This is a genomic window from Enterococcus crotali, assembly GCF_000633635.1.
Taxonomy (GTDB): Bacteria; Bacillota; Bacilli; order Lactobacillales; family Enterococcaceae; genus Enterococcus_L; species Enterococcus_L crotali.
This window is the reverse complement of record NZ_AYPQ01000003.1, coordinates 123,458-144,715: the sequence shown is the minus strand read 5'-3', so window position 1 is coordinate 144,715 and position 21,258 is coordinate 123,458. Positions and strand designations below refer to the sequence as shown.

The following is a 21,258-nucleotide window of genomic DNA, read 5'->3' as shown; positions in this document are numbered from 1 at the left end:
TTTTCCTTAGAAAATTCCCTTAGTATCGTTTTGATTTTTCATCCTTTATACTAAGGGGAGAACACTAAGGAAATGAGGGACCCGATATGAATTTAGAGACGTTGATGCAAAAACACCAAAAAAATTTGAGTGAGATGGATTGGGCTATTTTAGGATACATTTTAGAAAATGAACAAGATATTATGCGACTTAGTATTATTGAATTAGGTGAAAAAGTCCATAGTTCCAAATCATCGATTTTACGTTTGACTAAAAAGTTAGGTTTTTCCGGCTATTCAGAATTTAAATATTTTATGCGACAAGCAAAACAAAATAATATTGGTACAACAGAAACAGACTTGATTGATCTGCAAACAAAAGATATTGAAAATACAGTTAAACTAGCACAACAGACTGATTTCACTTCGTTAAATAGAGCCATTCAAAAGGCAAGTACTGTTTATTGTTACGCAACAGGATACTCACAACGTAAAGTCATTGAAGAATTTTCTAAGATGTTGATGATTTGTGATAAACGTTCGATTATCATTCCAGTTAAAACAGAACTAGATATCAGTATGTCGATGATCAGCAAAGAAGATATTGTGTTATTTGTATCATTAAGTGGGGAAACAGATGATGTCAAAGAAAATATTCTTTCTTTGAATGCACGGAAAATCCCTGTTGCGTCTATCACTGCTTTCTCTCATAACTTTTTTGCAGAACATGCTCAATATGCCTATTTTTATTATTCAACCCCTTTTACTGTTTCTGGTAAAGAACACATTGCTCAGTCCTTAGTTGGGTTAAGTGTGCTGGTTGATTTGATCTATAGAAAATATGTGACATATTTAAACAAACAATTTGAGGAGGAAATGTGATGACAGTTCTTTTACATCCAACGAAAATGAAACGACTATTATTTGGTTATTGGCTTATAGTCCCACTGTTATTTGGTTTATATAGTTTGAGTTTGGCAATGGTCCAAAATGTTTCAGTTGGGACTGTTTTTATGCATATTCCTAGTTTGACTTTAACAAGCATAGTTGTGTTATTGTTGATTTTCCAATTGTTTGGACTATATGTCCTTGGCAATTCAAGTGATTGTCGTCACTCGTTATTGGGTACCTATTTAAAATTCAATTTGGTTCAACAACTCGTTTCATTAAATATTCCAGGGTTTATACTGTGTCTCTTATTCTATCGAAGCTTATTAGATGCTAAAGAGGAAGCTGGTTTATCAAGACAAGTGCAATGGATGACTTACGGATTGATGGGGTTTGTAGGTGTATTGACGATTCTGGTTGTTTGGATTCGTTTATCATTATAATGTTTGGCAGAGTGAGACAGGAAACCGTACTTGTTTCACTCTTTTTTTGGACAAAAAGCAGCAAGTGTCTACAGTTTTGTGAAAGTCTGGACAAAAGTTTTCTGAAAAAGTCAATTTTAGTAGAAAAGTACTAAAAAGTCTGCTAAAATGTAACTGTTGGTTAAGGATATCCTTAACAAATAAAGTTTTTTTAAAACTTAGGAGGAATTTTATTATGCCATTAGTATCAGGAACAGAATTTCTTAAAGCAGCTCGCAAAGGCGGCTACGGTGTCGGAGGATTCAACACAAACAACCTAGAATGGACAAAAGCGATTCTTGAAGCTGCAGAAGCTAAAAAAGCGCCAGTTTTGATCCAAACTTCTATGGGTGCGGCTAAATACATGGGCGGATACCAAGTATGTTACGATTTAGTAAAAGATTTGATCGATTCAATGGGTATTACTGTACCAGTAGCTCTTCACTTAGACCACGGTGAATATGAAGATGCATTAGAATGTATCGAAATCGGCTATACTTCAGTAATGTTTGACGGATCTCACTTACCATTTGAAGAAAACATCGAAAAAGCGAAAGATGTTGTTGCCAAAGCACATGCTAAAGGCGTTTCTGTAGAATGTGAAGTTGGTTCAATCGGCGGCGAAGAAGACGGAATCATCGGTTCTGGCGAATTAGCTGACGTTCAAGAATGTGTACAAATGGTTGCTACAGGTATTGATTACCTAGCATGCGGAATCGGTAACATCCACGGTTCATACCCAGACAACTGGACTGGATTAGCATTTGACCACTTACAAGAAATCGCTGACGCTGTTGGTGACATTCCATTAGTATTACACGGTGGATCAGGTATTCCTTTAGAACAAGTTCAAAAAGCAATCTCAATGGGCGTGTCTAAAATCAACGTAAACACTGAGTGTCAAGAAGTATTTGCAGCAGCAACACGTAAATACATCGAAGAAGGCAAAGATCTTGAAGGTAAAGGATTTGACCCTCGTAAATTATTAGCACCAGGAACAAAAGCTGTTACTGAATTAGTAGAACAACGTATCGAATGGTTCGGTTCTGCTAACAAAGCATAATAAATTTAAGCGGCTGAGAAAAAGTCACTTATTCAAAAAAAGAGTGTGAAACAAACTGATGTTTAATTTGGTTTGTTTCACACTCTTTTTTACTGATGAGAAAAAATTGTTCAACTGAGGATGGACTGTTTAGTCTTGTTTTTTCGTTGAGCAAGGTTCAATTAGTTTTAAAAATGACATAAAAACAAGTAAATGATGAAAAATAGTTGAAAGCGAACGGCTATTGGCTTTTTTATTGTCCTTTAATGTGTTAGAATAGTTTGGGTATATTACAAAAAAATAAAACTATTTGTTTTACATAGATAGGTGAGAATAATAAATGAAAAAAATCGTAATCAATGGTAATCGTCCTTTAACAGGAGAAGTATCAATCAGCGGAGCCAAAAATAGTGCAGTTGCATTAATTCCAGCAGCTATTTTGGCTGATTCACCAGTAACATTAGATGGTGTCCCTGATATTCAAGATGTACATTCGTTAATTGAAATTTTAGAAATCATGGGTGCTAAAACAACCTTTACTGACAATATATTAGTCATCGATCCAACTGAAATCGTTTCTGTTCCAATGCCAAAAGGAAAAATCAATAGTCTGCGTGCCTCATATTACTTCATGGGTTCATTATTAGGAAAGTTTGGTGAAGGTGTTGTTGGACTGCCTGGGGGCTGTTATTTAGGACCTCGCCCCATCGATCTTCATATCAAAGGCTTTGAAGCGTTAGGCGCTGATGTAACGAATGAACACGGTGCAATGTATTTAAGAACGAAAGACGGACTTCATGGAACTAGAATCTTTATGGATATGGTTTCGATCGGCGCAACAATCAATGTCATGTTAGCTGCTGTAAAAGCAGAAGGAAAAACGATCATTGAGAATGCGGCTCGTGAACCGGAAATCATCGATGTGGCCACTTTATTGAATAATATGGGGGCAAATATCCGTGGAGCAGGAACAGATATTATCCGAATCGAAGGTGTTGAAAAGTTACACGGCTGTCGTCATTCGATCATTCCAGATCGAATTGAAGCTGGTACTTATTTAGCCTTAGCTGCAGCAATGGGTGAAGGTGTAAAAGTTCGTAACGTGATTTACGAACATCTAGAAAGTTTTATTGCTAAATTACAAGAAATGGGCGTTAAAATGACGATCGAAGAAGATATGATCGAAGTACATCCGTCTCATGATCTAAAAATGACAACAGTCAAAACATATCCATATCCAGGTTTTGCAACAGATTTACAACAACCGATCACGCCTTTGATGTTAAAAGCTAAGGGTACAGGTGAGGTTATTGATAGTATCTACGCACAACGGACAAAACATATTCCAGAACTTGTACGAATGGGGGCAGATGCATCGATTGAAGGCAATATGATCGTAATCAATGGTCCAACGCAATTACATGGAGCAGAAGTTGTTGCTTCGGATCTTAGAGCAGGTGCTTGTTTAGTGATAGCTGGTTTAATGGCGACAGGAACAACGACAATCTACAATGTAGAATACATTTTACGTGGTTATGATCATATTATTGAAAAATTAACGGCACTTGGTGCAGACATTCAAATGATCGAAACTGAAGAAGAAATCGAGGTGGCTAAATGAGTGACTATTTAACGATGGCGGAACTTGAAAACAGTACATTAAAAGATATTTATTCGTATGCGAAAGAATTCAAGATCCCATATTATAGTCAAATGAATAAAAAAGAACTTTCTTTAGCAGTTATCAGAGCACAAGCTGAGAAACAAGGGTTTTTCTTCATGGAGGGAATCCTTGATATTGTTTCTCAAGACGGCTATGGTTTTTTACGTCCAATCAATTATGGACCTAGTGCAGAAGACATCTATATCTCGTCTTCTCAAATTCGCCGATTTGGTTTACGTAATGGTGACAAAGTTGCCGGAAAGGCACGGCCTCCAAAAGAATCAGAACGTTATTATGGCTTGATGCATGTTGAAAGTGTCAACGGGAAAGATCCTGAAGAAGCAAAAGAACGCCCGCATTTCCCAGCCTTAACACCACTTTACCCCGAAAAACAAATCAAATTAGAAACAACTCCCGGCAGATTATCGACACGCATGATCGATATTTTCTCTCCAGTCGGCTTTGGTCAGCGTGGTTTGATCGTGGCACCTCCTAAAGCAGGTAAGACAAGTGTGTTGAAAGAGATTGCCAATGGTATTTCAGAAAATTATCCAGATGTAGAATTGATTTTACTTTTGATCGATGAACGTCCAGAAGAAGTGACAGACCTAGAGCGTAGTGTGAACGGGGATGTTGTTTCTTCGACATTTGATCAACAACCGCAAAATCATACACGTGTGTCTGAGTTGGTTTTGGAGCGTGCGATGCGTTTAGTTGAAGACAAACGAGATGTTGTGATTTTAATGGATAGTATTACACGTTTAGCTCGTGCTTATAACCTAGTGATTCCAGCTAGTGGTCGTACGTTGAGCGGAGGAATCGATCCGGCCGCTTTCTATAAACCAAAACGTTTCTTTGGTGCAGCTAGAAATATTGAAGAGGGCGGAAGTTTGACGATTCTTGCAACGGCTTTAGTGGATACAGGGAGTCGAATGGACGACGTGATCTTCGAAGAGTTCAAAGGAACTGGGAATATGGAGCTACACTTGTCTCGTGATTTAGCGGACCGCCGTATTTTCCCTGCAATCGATATCAAGAAATCTGGTACGCGTAAAGAAGATTTGTTGATGTCAGCAGATCAACTAGAAGAAATTTGGAAGTTGCGTAATCATATGACAGGTGATTCGTTAGAGTATACAGAGCAGTTCGTTAAATTTTTACGTAAAACCAAAAACAATCAAAAATTCTTTGAAGATTTTCACGATGTCTCTTTTGGAAGACAAGCGAAAAAAAATATTAAAAGATAATTGCATCGATAAACGAATCATGCTATTATAGTACTGTTGTATACCGACAAATAAACTCTGATGCAGCAAATGGATCAGGGCAAAGGAGCGAAAAGACTATGAAACAAGATATCCATCCAGAATATCATCCAGTTATTTTTATGGACTCAACAACTGGTTTTAAATTCTTATCAGGTTCTACTAAGCACTCTGATGAAACAGTTGAATGGGAAGACGGAAATACTTATCCAGTAATCCGTGTCGAAGTTACATCTGACTCTCATCCATTTTACACTGGACGTCAAAAATTCACACAAGCAGACGGACGTGTGGACCGTTTCAACAAAAAGTATGGTATCAAAGATGCCAACGCCAACCCAGAAGCTTAATTCAAACAGCAATGGTTATAAGACCCGACTCATTTATGAGTTGGGTCTTATTTTTATATAAATTAAAAGTGGGAAGTCTAAGAATTAAAGAAAAGATAATTTTTGTTTCACTCAAAGGCTTTTTGTTATGAATTACTCTTCCAATTTTGTACACTTTAATAAAGTATTGAGGAGGGGTCGTTATGATATGGTATAAAATGACAGCAGAACAAGTGTTAACAGCGTTAAAATCTGGTCCAAACGGGCTTGATACAGCGCTAAGAAAAAAGAAACAAGAAGAAGGGAGTAACACTCTTTCAAAAGAAAAAGAAGCAAGTAAATTACAAAAGTTTTTCCATCACTTTCATGATTTATTGATTTATGTGCTACTTGTATCAGCTGTCTTAAAAGGTATCAGTGGCGATTTTGTTGATATGGCAATTATTTTGTTTGTAGTGATCATCAATGCAGTTATCGGTTATGTTCAAGAAGCAAAAGCCACGGATTCTTTGGAAAGTCTTTCATCTATGATGAGCTCCGAGGCAGTCGTTTTACTAGATGGTGAAAAAGAAACGGTTAAAGCTGAATCTTTAGTATCGGGTGATATTGTTTATTTAAGTCCAGGAGATATTATTCCAGCAGATCTCAGATTGATGGAAGCTTATAATTTAGTGATTGATGAAGCTATTTTAACGGGTGAATCAACGCCTGTTGAGAAAAATACTCTTACACTTGATGAAGATGCAGATCTGGGTGATCACACAAATATGGCGTATTCCGGTACATTAGTCAATAGTGGTACAGGTATTGGGATCGTTGTACAAATCGGAGATCAAACTGAGATCGGTAAGATCAATCAGCATTTGAAAAGTGTGGGGAGTCATGAAACACCTTTAATCAAAAAAATGAAACAATTAAATAAACAAATTTTTCTATTTTTAATGGGATTAATCGTCTTTCTTGTTTTGTTTAGTTTGTTTTTCCGAGAATTGTCGGCAAGTGAATTACTTTCTTCTATGATTGCTTTAGCTGTTTCGGCTGTTCCAGAAGGATTACCAGCCGTTTTATCTATTATTTTATCCGTCGGTGTAACACGAATGGCACGTCAGCATGCTATTATCAAAAAAATGCCAGCTGTTGAGACGTTGGGAAGTATGGGCGTGATCTGCTCGGATAAAACAGGAACTCTAACAAAAAATGAGATGGAAGTTGTAGCACTAGTAACTACAAAAGAAACGATCGATACAACAAAAAATAAGGCAGAATCAGATTCTATTCGCCAAGTCGAAAAAGATGGAAATTTACGAAAAATGGCTGAAATTGCTTTGTATTGTAATGATACAAAAATCAGATATAAAAATGGTGTCCGAGAAGTGATCGGAAATCCTACAGAAGGCGCATTACTTGATTGGGCAAATCATACAGCTCTTGTGGAAGAAGAACATGATATCAGTAAAATTCCTTTTGATTCATCTTATAAATACATGGCGACATTAGTCGATATCCAAGATAAACGCTATATTTATTTAAAAGGAGCACCAGACATTTTATTAAATATGGTTGATTATCAACTAGCAGATGAAAAATCAGAAGCGTTCAATGAACCCTATTGGCAGCAAAAAATCAGCCAACAAGCAACTAAAGGTCAAAGAATTTTAGCTGCTGCGTTTAAAGAAGTGACAAAAGATCATGCAACACTTGCGCATGAAGATTTGCAAAATGGGATGGTACTTGCAGGTCTATTTGGGATTATCGATCCGCCAAAAAAAGAAGCAATCGAAGCAGTTCGTATCAGTCGCAAAGCAGGCGTTTCAGTGAAAATGATTACTGGGGATCATAAGGATACTGCGGTAGCGATTGCCAAAGAAATTGGGCTTGAGAACTATGAAAATGCATTGGTAGGAAAAGATATTGAACAACTAAGCGATGATGAACTGGCGCAAGTGGTCTTAACAAATGATGTTTATGCTAGAACGACACCAGAGCATAAACTACGTTTAGTTCATGCAATCCAAAAAAATGGACAAATCGTTGGAATGACAGGCGATGGTGTCAATGATGCACCAGCTCTTAAACAAGCAGATATTGGTATTGCTATGGGAATCAAAGGAACTGAAGTGACTAAAGATGCGGCGGATATGGTCTTAGCAGATGATAATTTTGCGACTATCACCTTAGCGATCAAAGAAGGTAGACGCGTTTATGAAAACTTGAAAAAAACAATTTACTTTTCTTTACCAACGGCGTTCGCACAAGGATTATTAGTAGTGGTTTCCTTATTGTTAGATAGACCATTACCGTTGACTTCTGTACAAATTCTGTGGCTAAATATGGTGACTACAATTACATTGTCATTCGCCTTAGGGTTTGAACCGTTAGCAAAAAATGGTATGGAGCAGCCACCACGTAATCCCAAAGAAAATATTTTAGATCGATATGCTGTTTTCCGAATCGTCTATGTGTCACTCTTATTAGCAGCCCTAGGTTTTTTAGTTAATGGATTTTTAGAAGGACGCAATGCTTCTGAAGCTGTTATGCAAACGACTTTGATTACAACCATCGTGTTTGGTCAAGTTTTCTATATGATCAATTGTCGGGAAATTTATAAGTTTTCGATCAATAAAAGTATCCTCTCAAATAAAATATTATGGTTATCTCTGCTCGTTTTAGTTATTTTACAAGGGTTGTTGACTTACACGCCGATCATGCATCTAGCGCTAGGGACAGCAACTATAGGTTGGCCATATATCAAATTAGCGTTACTTTCAGGGGTCGTTGTATTTGTAGTCGTAGAACTTGAAAAACTAATTACTCGAAAACTGAAAAAAATTAAATGAATTATGGAGGTATTCTGTTTAGCAAAAATGGAATACCTCGTTTTTGTTAAGTGCAAGTTGACAAAAAGTTGTAAATATAGACAAAAGTAGCCTAAATTGAAGTTTAGAGAAAAAAATGCTGTAAAAGATGATAAAATAGTGTTAGCTTACCCAATTGAACAATCGATTTCAAACGGAAGAGAGATGAAAGTATTGAAAATCAGTAATCAAAAATTTGGAGAAAACGCTATTTTGTATTCGCTTACGAACGACAATGGTTTAACAATGACTGTTACAAACCTAGGAGCCAGAATCGTTGATTTGATCGTATCGGTTAATGGAGAAAAGCGGAATATTGTATTAGGCTTTGACACTGCAGAGGAATATCTGTCTAAAGACATGTATTTTGGCGCAACGATTGGTCGTGTTGCTGGGAGAATCAAAGATGGTTCGTTTTCAATTGATGAGCACAAATATCAGTTGCCAGTATCTCCCGAAAATGGTCATACCTTGCATGGAGGGGCGGAAAGTTTTGAGGCAAAAATCTGGGAGGCGGAAATAGAAGAAAAAAGCAATCAAGTTTCTGTTATATTTTCTTATATGAGTCCTGACAAAGAACATGGTTTTCCAGGAGAATTAAAAGCTCGCGTAATCTACTCCTTAACAAACGAAAATGAATGGATCATTGACTATCAAGCTGAAACAGATCAACCAACGTTATATAACCCAACAAATCATGTGTATTTTAATTTGACAGGGGATGTCACACAATCAGTTGGTGAGCATGAATTATTTGTAGATGCTGACCGCTTTGCAGTAGTCGACAGTGATACAACTGTTACAGGTGAATTACGCTCAGTTGATGAAACACCTTTCGATTTTAGAGAATCAAAGAGTATGAATCAAGTATTTGAGACAAATTATGAGCAAAAGAACTTGGTCGATGGTTTGGATCATCCATTTATGTTGAATCGGACGGGTTTTGATCAGCCCCAAGCAATTATTACTGCACCAAAAAAGATCTTTCTGTTGAGATGTATACTGATCGACCAGCAGTGGTTATTTTCACAGCACAATTTGGAGATACGGGTCCAGAGGTTCGAGGAAAGAAATTAGTCAATCATGGTGGACTTACTTTAGAAACGCAAGTCAGTCCAGGAGCTATTGAATTCGATGGATTTGGCGATATTATTTTATATCCAGAGACTTCATTTAAAAGTCGGACGATTTATAAAATCAATTGATTCAAAGTAATCATAATTTTACTATAGTGATATAGAAAATACATTTAGGAGTGGCAAAGATGACGGAAAAATTTTTAGGCAGTATTGAAGCAGGTGGCACAAAATTTGTATGTGGTATTGGTAATGACAATCTCGATATTATTGAAAGAGTTAGTTTCCCCACCACGACACCTGAAGAAACGATGGCATTAGTGATTGAATTTTTCAAAAGATATAACTTAAAAGCAATTGGCATCGGTTCGTTTGGCCCAATCGATATCCATAAAGATTCACCTACTTATGGACATATTACCTCGACACCTAAATTAGCTTGGCAGGATTATGATTTTGTTGGGGCGATGAAAAAAGAATTTGATCTTCCTATCGCATTTACAACAGATGTAAATGCTGCAGCGTATGGCGAATATGTCGCTGGTAGTGGGAAAGATTTATCTAGTTGCATCTATTACACGATCGGAACGGGCGTCGGAGCAGGTGCCATTCAAGACGGACGTTTTATTGAAGGGTTCAGTCATCCTGAAATGGGGCATATGATCGTAAAACGTCATCCAGAGGATCAATTTAAGGGAAGTTGTCCATTTCATAGCGATTGCTTAGAAGGGATGGCAGCAGGTCCTGCGATTGAAAAAAGAGCTGGAAAAAAGGGACAGGAATTAACAGAAGACGATCCAATTTGGGCTATCGAAGCATATTATATTGCACAAGCAGCCTATAATACCACGTTAATGCTTGCACCAGATGTCATAATTTTTGGAGGAGGAGTGATGAAGCAAGAACACATGATAGCAAAAGTCCATCATGAATTTGAAAAACTGATCAATGGTTATGTAAAAACACCTCCGTTAGAAGAGTATATTGTGACACCTAAGTTAGAGGATGATCCAGGAACGATTGGGTGTTTAGCATTGGCTAGAAAAGAATTAGAAAAAGATTGAAAAATGAGCAATCAGGACGAAAAATATCCTTGATTGCTTATTTTTTAGTTATAGATAAAGATAGGATTTATTTTAAACGTTCATCATACATCAACTGAATTTGCACCCCAAAAGGATCCTCTACAATCCCATAAGCACCACTAAAAATATTTTGGTTCAAAGGTACAATGATTTTGACACGATCATCTGATGTTAGATTAGAATAAAAAGTTTCAATCTCGACTAAATCAGCACTTTGAATACACAAAGAAAAGTTAGTACCTACTTTAAATGATTGGGTTGGGTCCATTGAATCTTCTGCAATCATTAGTTTCGTTTGACCAATTTGTAAAACTGAATGGGAAATGAACTGTTTATTTTCTTCTGTCACCAGGAAACTGTCATCTTTTTTTGCCATGTCTTCGTAGGTCACAACGAGTAATTCTTCAGCACCTAAATGCTTCTTATAAAAAGCTAAAGCCTCCCCAGCACGTCCGTTCATGGATAAAAATACTGCAATTTCTAAAGTCATATGAATTCCTCATTTCTTTTATTTTCTTTCCACCTTTAGTATACTGCTTAAAGGTGTTAAAACATGATACTTTTTAGGAGGAGTTATGAAAAAAGCAGAACGCATCAATGATATGATTCTTTTTTTAGCGGATAGAAATAGTTTTAATTTAAAAGAATTGATCGATCGATATAGCATTTCAAAAAGTACAGCACTGCGAGATATACAGTCACTTGAAGAAATTGGTCTACCGATTTACTCTGAACTTGGAAGATATGGTAAATATCAACTGTTGGATACTCGGATAGTGGCTCCAGGCTTGTTTACAGAAGGTGAAATTTATGCTCTTTATTTTGCTTTGTTAACGCTAAAAGGGTATCGCTCTACACCATTTAACATGGAAAGTAGTACGCTTGAATTAAAATATAGTCAGGTTCTGCCAGAGAAGTTACAGCAAAAGCTTTTATTAATGCGTAAAGTCATTACACTTGAGCAAGTCAACCATAGCAATGTCAGTCACTATTTAAAAGAAATCGTTGAAGGAATTCTTCTTGAAAAGATCTTTAATATTCAGTATGCAAAAAAAAGAGAAAAAGTATCTATCAAGGCTCAATTTATTCAGCTTTCTTCTAAATTTGGCCAATGGTATGCTAGAATTTGGACGATTGAAACCCAACAAATCCGTGTCATTCGTTGCGATAAAATTGAGTCACTAGAAGAAGAAAAGCGACAAGATTCACTACCACTTGAAACGCTATTAGAAAAAGCTGAAACGTTTTATCAAAAGGATCAACTAACGTCATTTTCAATCAGAGTCAATGAAAAGGGCAAAGATATTTTTTCGAAGGAAAACTACCCTTCAATGTCAATCCAAGCATCTGAAGAAAATTACCTGATCAGCGGGTACTACCATATAGCCGAGGAAGAATTTATTATAAACTACCTACTTCAGTTTGGAAAATCAATTATACAAATCGATCCGGTTCAATTAAAAACAAGTCTGTCAAAAAGAGCGGCATCTCTTGCTGCTTACTGGCGTCAGTTATAGCATTTTGCAAAAGTGACAAATAACATAAAAGATGCTAAAATGAAATTAACTTACAAAAAGTAAGCGTTTTGGGTGAATAGTTTTTCGTCCTAAAAATAATGAAAAAGGGAGGAAAAAATGCATTATCTATTTGAAAAAGGTGAGACCAACGGCAAAAAATTACTATTACTTCATGGTACTGGAGGGGATGAAACATCATTGCTCGACATTGCTCGATTCTTGGACGAAGAGGCTACGTTACTTTCATTTCGGGGAACAATTCAAGAATCTGGAATGAATCGCTTTTTTAAGCGAAATGGATTGAATCAATTTGACCTAGTTAGTCTAGAAGCAGAAAGTGACCGCCTACTCCAATCGATCACATCAGTTAGTGAAGAAAAAGGCATACCATTAGAAGAATGGGTCATTGTTGGTTATTCGAATGGTGCTAATATTGCGGCCCACATGTTGTTGGAACGTAAGACTGCTATCAAACATGCTATTTTGTTTCACCCAATGTCTTTAGGTGTCGATACCCAAGATTTTTCACTTTCTGATAAGGGACTATGGTTGTCTGTGAGTGAAAATGATCCTATTGTTTCAAAGGAAGCTTCAGATCAGTTGGTTCAACAATTGAAAAATCGCCAAGCAACAGTTACAATTACGACGACTAATTCAGGTCATCAAATAACCATGGACGAAATCAATCAGGCAAAACAATGGTTGAGTAGGCGCTAAATAATTCGCTTATAAAAAACAAAGCGAATCGTTTGTAGCAAGTCAAAAATGATGCTATGCTAGTTATGTATTATAAATTAACTAGGAGGGATTTTCACATGGCAGATTTAAATGGACGCGTAAATGATGCAAAAGACAAAGTTGAAGGTACAGCTAAAGAAGTTCAAGGTAAAGTAACAGATGATAAGGGTAAAGAACTTGAAGGCAAAGCGCAATCAGCTTTTGGCGATGTAAAAGACAAAGCTCGTGATGCCGGTGATGATATCAAAGATGGCGCTGAAAAATTAGGCGACAAAATCAAAGAAGGCTTTGAAGATATCAAAGAAAAATTCCATAAACATGATGATAAGTAATAAGAGAAATTAGTAATAAAATGGAAAAGTAGTTTTTTATAAAGAATAAAAAGCTATTTTTGTCAAATTATTAGTATTTATTTTAAATTAGCGAGGCAAAACTCAATTGAGTTTTGCCTCGCTAATTTTTTTCAAATAAAATCGAGAGTGTTTTTATAGAAAATTTTAAATGGATACTTGCTACTTATTAAAGAAGAAAATGCATAGGTATAGTATTTGTGGTACGTAAATCGAGGTTCTCATTTTAGAAAATACGATAAACTAATATGATGATATTCTTTACTTGAAGGTATTTTTCTTTTTTTTAGTGATTTTGCGAAAAATAAGAGAAAATAAAATCTATAAATACGATATAATTACTATTGAAAATTTGTAATTATAAAAATTTCAAAAAAGGAAGGGTAAACATGAAAAAGTGGACACACACACTATTAGTCTCAACGATGGTTTTAGGTGCACTACCATATAGCGCTATAAACTCATCAATGCAAGCGAATGCTGACGAGGTATCAGCAGAACAAGCAACTGCTGAAGAAAAAGAAGTAGCAACTGAACCGTCAGAAGTATTAACAGACAGCGTAATTGAATCAGAAAACATTTTACTTAATGAGAGTGATGAGCTGGAAGTTAATAAAGAAGTATCAGACGAATCTGATTTGCAAAGTGAAACACAAGAAAGTGTTCTGCAGGAAGTGGAAAATGTTCAACAACAAGAGCCATTGAAAGTTTCTCCTAGGCGAACAGATGATTTTAAAGTTAGTGTAGATGGTGTTGAACTACCGGTGGAAAAAAATTATTTCTATACAAACGTCTCAAACTTAGTATTTGAAAGAGCATTAGCTGATGAGTTTTCACATGAATATCAATATTCATTATCTTATAATGATGTTCCAGTACATGGTTATATAAGTGGTAGTTCAGTGGATTTTGCTAACTATACTGAAGAGGGAATTTACAAGGTTTCTATGAGGGGACTGACAACTGGTGGAGATATAGATACAGGTTTCTTTTACAACAATATCCAAAGAGCAACCTCATCTGTAAACATTGATGGAGTAATCAATACCCCTGGGACGGTTGTAGATAATCCATCATCTATTACAGTTGGAAGAGATGCAAACGATACGTATGGAGAAACTGAAGAATATAGTTGGGTGATTTCTGGTACGGATAAAGATGGCAATCCCGTTGAGATCACAGGTAAGGATAGACAACCGACGCCAGAAGAAATCAATAGCTTACCTACAGGGGATTATACTATTACGAATACAGTAACTGAAAGACCGCCAGCAGGGTATATTGCAACAGATCCAATCACAGATACAACGCAAGGGGCATTCAAAATAACGGCTGGAAAAGTTATTGTCGAACATATTTTATTAGATAAAGATGGAAATGAAGTCAAGATCCATAGCACAGATAATACTACTTACAATGGTAAAATCGGTACGGATTATGCAACAAGCCCTATCGACATTCCGGGATATGAACTTGTGCAAGAAAAAATGCCGAATAATCAAGATGGAAAATATACTGCTGCAGATCAGACGGTTAAATACTATTACAAAAAAATCATTACAGATATCAATGTTGAATATGTAGATACCGCTGGGAATCCATTGAAGCCAAATGACAAGTTTACTGGTGAGTATGAAGATCCTTATACTACAACACCGAAAGACATTCCAGGCTATGATCTAGTTGCGACACCAGACAATGCAACTGGACTTCATACAGACAAGGATCAAACAGTCAGCTACGTATACAAAAAGAAAGAAACAAAAGTAATAGTTAATTTTGTTGATGAACAAGGGAACCCATTAGCTGATAGTGATTTAATCAAAGGATTGTTCGATGATCCATACAATACAACGCCAAAAGATATTCCAGGTTATACGGTCAAAACAGTGCCAACGAATGCCACAGGCAAACATACTGTGGACCCAACAGAAGTGACGTATGTCTATACAAAAATCAAAACAGATATCAACGTTGAATATGTTGATGAGAATGATAATCCTATTTCATCAAATGAAGTGATTCCGGGCGAATATGGTGATGACTACAAGACAACACCAAAGGACATCCCAGGATATGAGCTAGTAACAGTGCCAACTAACGCTGATGGTACACGTACTGATAAAAATCAAACTGTGAAATATGTGTACAAAAAGAAAAAAACAAAAGTGACAGTTAATTATGTCGATGAAAAGGGCAGACCTTTAGCGAATGGTGATTTGATCAACGGACTGTTTGATGATCCATATAATACAACGGCAAAAGCGATTCCAGGCTATATTTTAACTGCTGTACCTAGCAACGCTTCAGGTAAACATGATGTTGATCCGACAGAAGTAACGTATGTTTACAAAAAAATCGAAGCGCCAACAGTGAATGATTCATTAGAAGGGGCAAAAGAAGTTTCCGGAACAGGTATGCCAAACTCTCAAGTAGTCGTTACATTTCCAGGTGGCGCTCAAGTAACTGTAGATGTCGATAAAGAGGGTAAATGGACAGCAGCGGTGCCAGAAGGTGTAGTATTGAAAAAAGGGGATAAAGTAACAGCGGTCACTTTAGATCCATTAACAGGTACCACCTCAGATCCAGGCGCTGGAAAAGTTATCCCATTAACAAGCAAAGTGCCAGAAACAGGTTCATCGACTAACACGAATAAGCCTAATTCATCAGGTAGCACGGCAACAACTACGCAAACTAAACAGAAACTTCCGAATACAGGGGAAACTAGCAATGCTGATGTAGTAAGTATTGGTTTGCTAAGTTTGATCGTCGCATTTTTCGGAAAATACCTACACAGACGTAAAGCAGAATAAAATACTCGTGTAGTCAAACCACTCAAAAAGTCCCGATTGCTAAAAAATAGCAATCAGGGCTTTTTGAGTGGCTTATAATTTTAATAACTGATTCAACACAGGCATATCATGAACGTCGTACTTTTCCTTAAAAGCGTTGATCTCAGTCTCACTAAATTTGTCAGGATCTAGAACTAATTCCTCAACAGGTAAGGGACGAGTGTTTCTGATTTTAATATCAATCACAACTGGGCGGCTACTTTTTCTAGCAGCTTCAAAAGCTGGTTCTAATTGATTATATTCTGTAATAGTAAATCCTTCGGCACCCATTGCTTCACCGATCTTTCCAAAATCGCTCCTTCTAAAAAGACGCCAAATTTCTTTTGTTCGCTATCTTCTTGTTCGGCTTCTATAAACCCAAAGGAGTCATTTGAAAACACAACATTGATGATTGGCAGTTTGTATTTTACTTGGGTGATGATATCCTGCATGACCATAGCAAAGGCGCCATCACCGCTTAAGGTAAACACTTGTCGGTCAGGGTAACTAAGTTGAGCGGCAATACCTCCTGGTACACCATTACCCATTGTGGCAAACCAACCAGAAGTGGTGAACTTTTGGTTCCCATTCATATCTAAAAGGCGAATGGCGTGAACGGTTGTATTACCGACATCCGTTACAAAAATCGCATCCTCATTAGCAATTCGTCGAATTTCTTTAAAAACAGGTTCAACGCGAAGTGGTTTATCATCCTTGTTATTAAAGCTTCTTAACCAAGCGACCCAATTTTCTTTGTTTTGCTGATTTGCTTTTAACCAACGATCCACTGGACGTGATTCACCTAATTCCACCATTCTTTTTAAAGCTTCTTGCCCATCGCCTAAAATTGCAACGTCTGTCTTATGACGACGTCCTAGCTTTGTTGAATCAATATCGATTTGAATGAATTTGGCGTCAGGGTTAAAAAAATAAGCGGCAAAGGGGAAATCACTGCCTACAAACACAATCAAATCCGTTTCAGCCAAGGCTTCATTGGCGGGTTTGGTCGCTACACGAGCAGCAAATCCGAGGAAGTTTTCATATGAATCAGGCACGATGCCTTTGCCTAACACCGCTGAAATCACTGGCATTGAAAAGTGTTCAGAAAAAGCTTTTATTTCCAACCAAGCGCCACGAGTTCCTTGACCAATATAGAGAACGGGCTTTTCGGCTGCTTCAATCAAAGGAATGGTTTTTTTCAAATCATTATAATGTGGCATGACCAAACCCGTTCGATGATTTTTGGCGGTTGAAACTTCTTGTAAAGGAATCTCTTTTGTGCCGAAATCAACAGGGATCGTGACAACTGCAACCCCTTTATTTTTATAGGCGGCTTTGATGGCTTCATCCACCACATGAGGGAGACTTTCTGGGGTCATCACCGTTCGATTATAAATACTGACATCTGCAAACATCGGATTTTCGTTTAATTCTTGGAAGGAATTGTAATTCATAGAACTTGTCGCAACTTGACCTAATAAAGCCAAGACAGGAACGTGATCCATTTGCGCATCGTATAATCCGTTGATCAAATGTGTGGCACCAGGCCCAGCCGAACCAAAAGCTACACCGATTTTACCTGTTAGTTTTGCATCGGCAGCAGCAGCTAATGCACCAACTTCTTCATGGCGGACTTGAATATAGTTGATCTTTTCTTTTTCTTGATATAAGGCATCCATTGTGGAGTTGAAGGAACCACCAGGAATGCCATAAATATGGTCGATGTCCCAACTTTCTAAAACTTTGATCATCGCAACAGCCGCATTGATTGTTTCTGTCATTTTGCTCACTCCGTTTCTCTATTTTACTTCTATCTAAAGTATACTCTTTCTCATTTTTTGTACCAAGTGAAAGCATTTTATACTTTAAGCATGGTCATAAAATCATTGGTATGATAAAGTTAAGTCAAGAAAAGAAATTGGGAAAGATGGGGTGTTCATAATAGTTGATTGGCTGTTATCTTTAGAAGCTTGGCAGCAAGCGTTAGTTGGGACGGGTTTCACTTATTTTCTGACTGCATTGGGAGCAGGGCTAGTTTTCTTTTTTAAGGAAATCAAAAAAGATATTTTAAATATGATGTTAGGCTTTGCATCTGGCGTGATGATTGCTGCGAGCTTTTGGTCTTTGCTGGATCCTGCAATCAAACAAGCAGAGGAAAATGGTAGTATTGCTTGGCTTGTGGTTAGCTTTGGTTTTGGCTTGGGCGGGTTATTTTTATACATTGCAGATAAAACGTTACCGCATATGCACTTTGGTCCGAATCATGAAAAAGAAGGTCTGCCTAGTCATTTAAAACGGACAATTTTGTTGGTATTTTCGATCACGTTGCATAATATTCCAGAAGGCTTGGCTGTAGGTGTCGCATTTGGTGCAGCAAATTCAGCTGATGATCCCAAAAAGGCAGTTCTAGCAGCGATTTCTGTGGCCTTGGGAATCGGTATTCAAAATTTTCCAGAAGGTGCAGCGGTTTCAATACCGCTAAGACAAGAAAATTTGAGTCGTAAGAAGGCCTTTTTATATGGGCAAGCTTCAGGAATTGTTGAGCCAATAGCAGGAATCATTGGAGCTGTTTTGGTGACAAAAGTAACGTTGTTGTTACCTTATGCCTTAGCATTTGCAGCAGGTGCAATGATTTATGTAGTAGTTGAAGAATTGATCCCAGAAGCGCAGCAAACCGTGACAAGTAAGCGTCATTTTGCAGTATTTGGTGTGATGTTAGGTTTTATTATTATGATGATTTTAGATGTAGCTTTAGGATAAAGAAAAACGAGCCCGGTTCAAAACTAAAAATCAGTTTTGAACCGGGCTCTAAATCAGAATAAACGGTGGGATCAGAAGCAACCTCGTTTTATTGTTATTTTATAAAACTCGCTCAAAAGGATCTAAACTAATTCCTTTTTCTAAAACGATCTTCGCATATTCTTGTGCAGAAAATAAAGAATGGTCTTTATAGTTCCCGCACTCTTTAGCAGAAACAGCAGGAACGAAATCTGTCTCAGCGATAAAGTTCAATACTTTAACTAAAGCATCGCGAATTTCTTTTGGAGAATGTTCATTCCACATGATCATATAAAAGCCAGTGCGACAACCCATTGGAGAGATATCAATAATGCCTTCTAGGTGATCGCGCAAATTCACCGCTAATAAATGTTCTAACGTGTGAACTGCAGCTGTTGGTAATTCGTCTTCATTTGGTTGTAAGAAACGTAGATCGTATTTTTCGATCAAGACCTCACCATTTTTTTCAGTACCTGCTAAACGAACATAAGGGGCTTTCACTGTATTATGATCTAATTCAAAACTTTCAACGCGTGCCATATTATTCACTCCTTCAAATTAAGTAAATGTCGCTTTTAACTATAACAAAATAGCGCAGAAAGTCAATAGATTCCGTCTTATCAACGGTGATATCAAGAATTTTGTTTTGCAAAAATCTTCGCTAGTTTTTTCAACAACTCAGGTGCATCCTCTTGCTCCATCACGACTTCGATCCATTGCAATCGTTTCGTATCTTTTCTAGCAGCCTTCATGACTTCATCCAGTTCAATCATTGTAGTGACTTTGTAAGTTGCAACAGTTTGACTAGTGCCGCCAAAGACTAGCGGTAATTTTTGATAATCCCACAAAGGGATGTCATTGTATTTTTCTGTGGCACCATGGATTTCTCGTTCAACTGTATATCCGTTATTGTTGATAACAAAAACAATGGGTGTCAACTCTTCTCTTAAAGCTGTTCCTAATTCCTGTACAGTTAGTTGCAGTGAGCCATCTCCAATAAACAAAAGATGTCGACTAGTTTTATTCGCAAGTTGACTGCCTAATGCAGAAGGAAAGGTGTATCCGATCGATCCCCATAAAGGCTGTCCAATAAAATGCATCTCTCTTTTTAGTGCAACATTCGTCAAACCAAAGAAAGAGGTTCCCTGCTCGCCGATCACAGTATCACCTGGAATAAGAAACGTTTCGACCATTTCCCAAAACTGTTTTTGTGTTAGTTTTTCATCTTTGATTACTTGGATTGAGCTTCTATTGACCGGAAGTATTTCACCTGAGTATCTAGAAAAAGAGAGAGTTGCCAAAGCAGAAACGAAACGATCCAATTGAATTGTTTCGAGCTTTTCTCCATAAAACAAGACTTCTGTGCTGCCAATTGAGATGATTTGTTTGTCTGTAAAACCATAACTAAAGCCAGCCGTAGCAGAGTCTGTCAGTTTAGCACCTAAAAGTAAAACTAAATCAGCTGTGTCAACTCGACTTTTTAGAGGCTCTTCCGTTGTAGAACCTGAGTAAGTGCCTAAATAATGAGGATCTTCTTCATTAAATGCGCTTTTTCCAAGTGGTAAAGTCGTGATCGGCAGATTGAATTTTTGGATAAACTCGTCTAAGTAATGTTCGATATGATAACTTAAAATCTCATGACCTGCAATGACAACAGGATTTTTTGCTTGAGAGAGAGCTTTTTCAACTTTCTCTAAAATAGCTGTTTCAATATCTGTCAGTTTTTCCAAGCTTTGACTCAGAGGACTGCTTGGACGAGTGGCTTCAACTTCTGCAACATCGATCGGTAAATTAATATAAACAGGTCGTTTTTCAATCAATGCGATAGTAAGGACACGATCGATCTCGGTCAAAGCATTTTCTGCTGTTAGATGAGCGATTGCTGCAGTTACTTCTTTATGCATTTTTTCAAAGTGTAAAAAGTTGCCGTCGCCTAATGTATGATGGACAAGTTTTTTACTTTCTTGCACGATCGTTGTTGGTGAACCGACAATTTCGACTACAGGCACATTTTCTGCAAAGCTCCCTGCTAAACCATTGACAGCACTTAATTCACCTACGCCAAAAGTGGTAACAAATGCCGAAATTCCTTTTGTTCTAGCATAACCATCTGCCATATAAGCAGCATTTAACTCATTCGCATTACCAATCCATTCAAGATCTTCTCTGGCAGTAATATGGTCTAAAAATTGTAAATTATAATCACCTGGAACGCCGAATATTTCATCGATGCCCAATTCTTTTAAACGATCTAATAAATAATCTGCTACAGTATACATTTAATTATCTCATCCTCTCAAAAAATAGCTTGCCAAAACAGTATAAATCTGCAAAAAGGAATAGTCGACTATGTTGCATCGATCATAAGAAAGCCATTAAAGAACTATTTGAAATGTATTATC

The 21,258-nt window shown here is 37.2% G+C and carries 16 protein-coding genes and 2 pseudogenes; 14 read left to right on the top strand and 4 right to left on the bottom strand.

The window, feature by feature from the left end; translation table 11 throughout:
- Nucleotides 1-86 precede the first annotated feature (86 nt).
- The 9 genes and pseudogenes from V192_RS0109050 to scrK all read left to right on the top strand — a co-directional run bounded on the left by V192_RS0109050 (nucleotide 87) and on the right by scrK (nucleotide 10,621).
- A complete protein-coding gene (locus V192_RS0109050; RefSeq protein WP_025871001.1) occupies nucleotides 87-860 on the top strand; it encodes a MurR/RpiR family transcriptional regulator in 774 nt (257 codons plus the stop codon).
- Nucleotides 860-1,309, top strand: coding sequence for a hypothetical protein (locus V192_RS0109045; RefSeq protein ID WP_025870999.1), 450 nt, complete (start codon nucleotides 860-862; stop codon nucleotides 1,307-1,309). The genes V192_RS0109050 and V192_RS0109045 overlap by 1 nt, the downstream gene beginning before the upstream one ends.
- A gap of 214 nt (nucleotides 1,310-1,523) precedes the next feature.
- Nucleotides 1,524-2,390, top strand: a complete 867-nt coding sequence (locus V192_RS0109040; protein ID WP_010760933.1) for a class II fructose-bisphosphate aldolase — start codon at nucleotides 1,524-1,526, stop codon at nucleotides 2,388-2,390.
- Between the two features lie 319 nt (nucleotides 2,391-2,709).
- Entirely contained in the window at nucleotides 2,710-3,990 is a 1,281-nt protein-coding gene (locus tag V192_RS0109035; RefSeq protein ID WP_025870997.1) for a UDP-N-acetylglucosamine 1-carboxyvinyltransferase, read from the top strand.
- Nucleotides 3,987-5,279 (top strand): transcription termination factor Rho, encoded by a 1,293-nt coding sequence (gene rho / locus V192_RS0109030; RefSeq protein ID WP_025870996.1) that lies wholly within the window; start codon nucleotides 3,987-3,989, stop codon nucleotides 5,277-5,279. The genes V192_RS0109035 and rho overlap by 4 nt, the downstream gene beginning before the upstream one ends.
- 98 nt (nucleotides 5,280-5,377) lie before the next feature.
- Entirely contained in the window at nucleotides 5,378-5,647 is a 270-nt protein-coding gene (locus V192_RS0109025) for a type B 50S ribosomal protein L31 (protein WP_025870994.1), read from the top strand.
- Between the two features lie 182 nt (nucleotides 5,648-5,829).
- On the top strand, nucleotides 5,830-8,463 hold the full coding sequence (locus V192_RS0109020) for an HAD-IC family P-type ATPase (protein WP_025870991.1): 2,634 nt from the start codon (nucleotides 5,830-5,832) through the stop codon (nucleotides 8,461-8,463).
- A gap of 183 nt (nucleotides 8,464-8,646) precedes the next feature.
- Nucleotides 8,647-9,686, top strand: a pseudogene (locus V192_RS19790) (aldose epimerase family protein).
- Nucleotides 9,687-9,745: 59 nt separating this feature from the next.
- Nucleotides 9,746-10,621 carry a fructokinase ScrK gene (gene scrK, locus V192_RS0109010; RefSeq protein ID WP_025870989.1) on the top strand — a complete coding sequence of 292 codons (876 nt, stop codon included), beginning with the start codon at nucleotides 9,746-9,748 and terminating at the stop codon, nucleotides 10,619-10,621.
- 67 nt (nucleotides 10,622-10,688) lie between these two features.
- Here the strand turns inward: scrK and V192_RS0109005 are convergent, their stop codons facing one another.
- Complete coding sequence (locus V192_RS0109005; protein ID WP_025870987.1) at nucleotides 10,689-11,132, bottom strand: VOC family protein; 444 nt, start codon at nucleotides 11,130-11,132, stop codon at nucleotides 10,689-10,691.
- Nucleotides 11,133-11,217: 85 nt separating this feature from the next.
- Between V192_RS0109005 and V192_RS0109000 the strand changes: the two genes are divergently transcribed.
- From V192_RS0109000 to V192_RS0108985, 4 genes are all read left to right on the top strand, one after another.
- Nucleotides 11,218-12,159, top strand: a complete 942-nt coding sequence (locus tag V192_RS0109000; protein ID WP_025870985.1) for a helix-turn-helix transcriptional regulator — start codon at nucleotides 11,218-11,220, stop codon at nucleotides 12,157-12,159.
- A gap of 117 nt (nucleotides 12,160-12,276) precedes the next feature.
- Entirely contained in the window at nucleotides 12,277-12,876 is a 600-nt protein-coding gene (locus V192_RS0108995; protein WP_025870983.1) for an alpha/beta hydrolase, read from the top strand.
- A gap of 98 nt (nucleotides 12,877-12,974) precedes the next feature.
- A complete protein-coding gene (locus V192_RS0108990; protein WP_010760943.1) occupies nucleotides 12,975-13,229 on the top strand; it encodes a CsbD family protein in 255 nt (84 codons plus the stop codon).
- Nucleotides 13,230-13,636: 407 nt separating this feature from the next.
- A complete protein-coding gene (locus tag V192_RS0108985; RefSeq protein WP_025870980.1) occupies nucleotides 13,637-16,060 on the top strand; it encodes a MucBP domain-containing protein in 2,424 nt (807 codons plus the stop codon).
- Between the two features lie 72 nt (nucleotides 16,061-16,132).
- Here V192_RS0108985 and spxB read toward each other — a convergent pair.
- Nucleotides 16,133-17,859 (bottom strand): annotated as a pseudogene (gene spxB / locus V192_RS19785) (pyruvate oxidase).
- 160 nt (nucleotides 17,860-18,019) lie between these two features.
- Here spxB and V192_RS0108975 point away from each other — a divergent pair.
- Nucleotides 18,020-18,838 (top strand): ZIP family metal transporter, encoded by an 819-nt coding sequence (locus tag V192_RS0108975; protein ID WP_025870979.1) that lies wholly within the window; start codon nucleotides 18,020-18,022, stop codon nucleotides 18,836-18,838.
- Between the two features lie 99 nt (nucleotides 18,839-18,937).
- Here the strand turns inward: V192_RS0108975 and V192_RS0108970 are convergent, their stop codons facing one another.
- Together V192_RS0108970 and V192_RS0108965 are read right to left on the bottom strand one after the other, a co-directional pair.
- Nucleotides 18,938-19,396: an S-ribosylhomocysteine lyase gene (locus V192_RS0108970; RefSeq protein WP_025870977.1), complete on the bottom strand. Its 459-nt coding sequence runs from the start codon at nucleotides 19,394-19,396 to the stop codon at nucleotides 18,938-18,940.
- A 92-nt stretch (nucleotides 19,397-19,488) separates the two neighbouring features.
- Complete coding sequence (locus V192_RS0108965) at nucleotides 19,489-21,135, bottom strand: alpha-keto acid decarboxylase family protein (protein WP_025870975.1); 1,647 nt, start codon at nucleotides 21,133-21,135, stop codon at nucleotides 19,489-19,491.
- Nucleotides 21,136-21,258 lie beyond the last annotated feature (123 nt).

Bases quoted from the DNA above. Each gene is read 5' to 3' on its own strand.
- V192_RS0109025 (WP_025870994.1), top strand. From the start codon at position 5,378: ATGAAACAAGATATCCATCCAGAATATCATCCAGTTATTTTTATGGAC.
- V192_RS0108965 (WP_025870975.1), bottom strand. From the start codon at position 21,135: ATGTATACTGTAGCAGATTATTTATTAGATCGTTTAAAAGAATTGGGC.
- scrK (WP_025870989.1), top strand. From the start codon at position 9,746: ATGACGGAAAAATTTTTAGGCAGTATTGAAGCAGGTGGCACAAAATTT.
- V192_RS0109040 (WP_010760933.1), top strand. From the start codon at position 1,524: ATGCCATTAGTATCAGGAACAGAATTTCTTAAAGCAGCTCGCAAAGGC.
- V192_RS0108985 (WP_025870980.1), top strand. From the start codon at position 13,637: ATGAAAAAGTGGACACACACACTATTAGTCTCAACGATGGTTTTAGGT.
- V192_RS0108970 (WP_025870977.1), bottom strand. From the start codon at position 19,396: ATGGCACGCGTTGAAAGTTTTGAATTAGATCATAATACAGTGAAAGCC.
- V192_RS0108990 (WP_010760943.1), top strand. From the start codon at position 12,975: ATGGCAGATTTAAATGGACGCGTAAATGATGCAAAAGACAAAGTTGAA.
- V192_RS0109000 (WP_025870985.1), top strand. From the start codon at position 11,218: ATGAAAAAAGCAGAACGCATCAATGATATGATTCTTTTTTTAGCGGAT.
- V192_RS0109050 (WP_025871001.1), top strand. From the start codon at position 87: ATGAATTTAGAGACGTTGATGCAAAAACACCAAAAAAATTTGAGTGAG.
- V192_RS0108995 (WP_025870983.1), top strand. From the start codon at position 12,277: ATGCATTATCTATTTGAAAAAGGTGAGACCAACGGCAAAAAATTACTA.
- rho (WP_025870996.1), top strand. From the start codon at position 3,987: ATGAGTGACTATTTAACGATGGCGGAACTTGAAAACAGTACATTAAAA.
- V192_RS0109020 (WP_025870991.1), top strand. From the start codon at position 5,830: ATGATATGGTATAAAATGACAGCAGAACAAGTGTTAACAGCGTTAAAA.
- V192_RS0109045 (WP_025870999.1), top strand. From the start codon at position 860: ATGACAGTTCTTTTACATCCAACGAAAATGAAACGACTATTATTTGGT.
- V192_RS0109005 (WP_025870987.1), bottom strand. From the start codon at position 11,132: ATGACTTTAGAAATTGCAGTATTTTTATCCATGAACGGACGTGCTGGG.
- V192_RS0109035 (WP_025870997.1), top strand. From the start codon at position 2,710: ATGAAAAAAATCGTAATCAATGGTAATCGTCCTTTAACAGGAGAAGTA.